5 protein-coding genes are annotated in these 3727 nt (G+C 46.3%); all 5 read left to right on the top strand.

Going from position 1 to position 3727, the window contains the following annotated elements; translation table 11 throughout:
- The first annotated feature begins 42 nt into the window (after positions 1–42).
- From ON09_RS23110 to ON09_RS23090, 5 genes are read left to right on the top strand one after another with little or no spacing between them, the layout of a single operon-like run.
- The gene (locus tag ON09_RS23110) at positions 43–813 is read left to right on the top strand and encodes a hypothetical protein (RefSeq protein ID WP_010603442.1); all 771 of its coding nucleotides are present in this window, start codon (positions 43–45) and stop codon (positions 811–813) included.
- Positions 810–1949 (top strand): plasmid transfer protein, encoded by a 1140-nt coding sequence (locus ON09_RS23105; protein ID WP_010603441.1) that lies wholly within the window; start codon positions 810–812, stop codon positions 1947–1949. The genes ON09_RS23110 and ON09_RS23105 overlap by 4 nt, the downstream gene beginning before the upstream one ends.
- A 5-nt stretch (positions 1950–1954) precedes the next feature.
- Complete coding sequence (gene traK, locus ON09_RS23100; RefSeq protein ID WP_010603440.1) at positions 1955–2575, top strand: conjugative transposon protein TraK; 621 nt, start codon at positions 1955–1957, stop codon at positions 2573–2575.
- A gap of 11 nt (positions 2576–2586) precedes the next feature.
- On the top strand, positions 2587–2973 hold the full coding sequence (locus ON09_RS23095) for a hypothetical protein (RefSeq protein ID WP_029204588.1): 387 nt from the start codon (positions 2587–2589) through the stop codon (positions 2971–2973).
- On the top strand, positions 2970–3656 hold the full coding sequence (locus tag ON09_RS23090; RefSeq protein WP_010603439.1) for a hypothetical protein: 687 nt from the start codon (positions 2970–2972) through the stop codon (positions 3654–3656). The genes ON09_RS23095 and ON09_RS23090 overlap by 4 nt, the downstream gene beginning before the upstream one ends.
- Positions 3657–3727: the final 71 nt, after the last annotated feature.

The raw sequence follows: 3727 nt of genomic DNA, 5'->3' as shown, positions 1-3727 counted from the left end.
ACGTACACACTAAAATCATTAACAACTATAAAACGCTAAAAAATGAAAGCTTTAACTTTTTTATTTTGCCTGGCCTGGCTACCCCTGACCCTGAGCGCTCAGGTGGCCATCCATGATCAGGCCATCATCAATCAGCAGGAACGTATGGTGTTTAAATCCTGGGACGCTGATAAATTTACACCAAAACCCGGATTTTTAGGACTCAATCCCATGTACTGGATGACCTGGGGACTCCATCCCAATTATCCTGATACTGACATTCGCCCCCTGAGCCCCACCGGGCCGCAAACGCTTCGGCTTGGACTGATTGCGGCAATGAGATCTTCAGCAGATGCCTATAAGCTTCATGCCGATACGATCCGCAATACCGCGCTATCCAGCTATGCCGCTTATTCCGCTGAGTTATCAGCTGCTGATCCTTTATGGCAGATTTATTACCGTTCAGCGCTATCCCCACTGGATGATTTACCGAAAATCCCTTTAGGTTCATTGACATCCGCGCAAAGAAAATACTTAAGCGAAACAGGCATGATTTCCTGGTATACCCAGCAGCATCAGGCGTTAGCCGAGCGGCTTCACCTGGCCAGGACAACCCATATGGAAAGAGGATCAAGAATTCTTTTATACCACAGGTTACTTCTAGAATACCGCAAATTGCAGGCTGCATGGGAAGATAAAATTCGGAGAAGCAAAACTTACCTGCGTCTTTCTTTACAAAGAGAAAAGATCAAGGAAAGGTCCAAGGGCTTTAAAGATCAGAGTTTAAATGATATAGAGATCGCAGATAAAGTACTCAAAAACTCAAAGTTATGAATACCGGATATTTTGTATTTTCTTCACTCGCTAAAGTAAATGCTTTGGCGGCTGATGTGCCAGACTCGTTTAAAGAAACCTTTAATTTTCTCCAGGGGAACGGCGTGTATGAGGAGGGAATGATGCATTTTTTAAAAACCATGAAGCAGGCTATATGGAGTCATTATGATGTGTTTTTAGCAGACGCGCAGGCCCTGAGCGCAATATTTATGCTCATTTTTTTCGCTGCGAGAAGTTACGGGATGATTTCCGGGGATAAGCGGCTGGAAATTATGCCCCTGCTGCGCCCATTCGGGCTGGTCATGGTAATTCTCTGGTGGCCAGCTTTTACCAAAGTGCTTGCCTATCCGGGGGAACTGATCGAAAACAGAACCGAAGAACTTTTTGACGGAAGCCAGACGCACATCAATGACCTGCGCATGCAAAGGGCAAAGCTCATGGTCGATGTTGCCGATGAACTCTTTAAGCTTCAGGCGAGCACCGAAGTGGCCAAAACCGAGGCGGATACCTGGTATGAAAATGCCTGGGAATCAGTAAAAAGTTCAGTTAAAGAAGGTTTTGCTGAAGTCTGGAACCCGGTCGTAGAGATGCGGAACCGGCTTCAGATTAGTCTTCAGCTTCTGGCCAGTTCGCTACTGGAAACCCTTGCTATCTGGGTGCTGCGAATTAGTGTATATGTGATTTTTATTGTACAGATTATCTTTTCCACCATCTTAATTATCCTGGGACCCTTCTCTGTAGCGGCCAGCATTTTGCCCTGGTATCAAAGATCTTTTACCGAATGGATTGCCCGGTTTATATCGGTAAGTTTATATTCAGGTATTGCATATCTTGTGATGTATGTAGCCTCGCTCTTTCAGCAGTATGCGCTGGAAGCGGAGATTTCCAGATACACCGAGCTGCTCAGCGGGGATGGAGAAAGTATTGAAAAATTAAGCTGGTTTGCCGCAAACGGGGTACTCTCTTTCGGGGTTGTCATCATAACCTTTATTATCGGCGCACTCACCATGTTTACCGTTCCGAGCATATCCACCTGGATTGTAAGTACTTCGGGCGTAAGTTCCGCAGCGAGCGCAATGGGAAGCGGGGCATCCAGAATGAGTCACATGGCTACGGCCGCAATCTCGGGAGGATAACCAAGATGATCGTCAAAAACATTGAGGCCAAGGTACGCCTGGCTACATTTTTATCTGCTATGAGCTTTGTTTTAGCTTTAGCCATCTCTTTGGCAGTTTCCTATTTTGCTTACCGGCAGGTTTCTGATTCCAGAAAATCCATTTATGTGCTTCAGGATGGCGTCAATCCCATGCTGGCGAAAAGAACTGATATTGAACTCAACAGGGGCGCGGAGTACAGGGCGCATATCGCCAGATTTCATACCCTTTTTTTCTCGCTCATTCCTGATGAGCGCTTTATCGAGTCTCAGATGCGTGAGGCGATGTACCTGATTGATGAAAGCGGTGCCCAGCAGTATAATAACTTAAAAGAGCGGAATTTTTTCAGTGCCGTGCTTTCTTCTTCTGCAGTACTCACCATCCGTATGGATTCGATTTCTCTGGATGAAAAGCGGGGTTACTTCCGGTATTACGCCACTCAGCGGATTGACCGGAAAAGTGCAGTGACCCTCAGATCGCTCATCACCGAGGGACGCCTTCGCGACCTGCCTGCACGCTCAGAACATAATCCCCATGCAGTATTGATCACCGCCTGGAAAACCCTTGAAAACCAGGACCGTTCTACGGTTGAAAAAAATCCACTTTAATCCGATAAGCAATGAACAAACCAAAAATTTATCTGGCTGCTGCCCGGACGGGCTTTGCCATGTTTTTTTTCCGGGCAATCTCCTTTCTGAAATCACATAGTGAATCCCACCCCAAGGTTTTTTTCTCGGCAATGGTGCTCACGATGGCCTTCTCGGCGCTGGTGAGCTTCACTGTACTTCGCCAGCCGCCTTCTGCTAAACCAATGATTAATATGGCTGAAACTGCGCCCGGGCTTAAACTGCCGGCGGGTCCTGCAGCTCTGCTTGAAGTAGTGGCCTTGCAGGCAGAACTTAAAACCTTTTTAGATAAAAAAACACCAGATGCTCAAGATAGCTCAAGGATGGAGGAAATCTTGGACAGAATCCAGCAACTCCATTCAAAATTAAAACGGCCATGAATAAAATAGACTTTAAAAAGCCACGCTACGTCATCCCTTTGATATGTCTTCCATTCATCCTGCTTTTGTTTTATGTCTATCAGCGTAGCAGGTCAATTAATAAAGATACCCGCACGCCCGAGGCTGAATTGCAGACCGGCATTTCCGGGGTATCAGCGGAGGTCCGCGGTAAGGGAATTGAAGATAAGCTTGAAGCCTTTAAGCGCCGATACAAAAAAGGAGATGGATATACCGCCCTGGAAACTATTGATCTTGAAAAGAGTGATGAGCAAGAAATGACATCTGTTTATAATAACAAGGAAAAAAGAATGCTTGATTCCATTAGCGCCGCCCTGAAGTCCCGCAGAGATGCTTCTTTGGCACAGGGGTCCAATCTGGTTGCAACCAGGTCAATCTATCCAGATAGAGGTTCCAAGATTCAAAACAAAAGCTCTGCTCAAAAAGAACTTGAGGAAATATTATCGGCTTATCAGCGGTCAGTAAATAAAGAACCCACCAGGCCCGCTGATCCCATGACGCTATTTCGCGCGCAGATGGCCATTGTAGATAGCATGAACAAGGCCTCACTGGCGCCAATAAAATCAACTGAAAAATTAAAGACGCAAATAATCAATGGCCAGTTAAAAGAGACCCTCCGCCATTACAGGCCAGAAAGCAGCAATACTGGCCTGCAGATTCCCTGACGGTGCTTGCAAGGAGGGAATCTCCAGAGCTGATGCAGGCAATGATTGATCAATCGCTGAAGTGTGTACGT

Origin of the sequence: Pedobacter agri PB92 (assembly GCF_000258495.1) — a bacterium.
GTDB classification, from domain to species: Bacteria; Bacteroidota; Bacteroidia; order Sphingobacteriales; family Sphingobacteriaceae; genus Pedobacter; species Pedobacter agri.
Note: the sequence above shows the minus strand (reverse complement) of the source record. Positions and strands in the feature narration are given on the sequence as shown.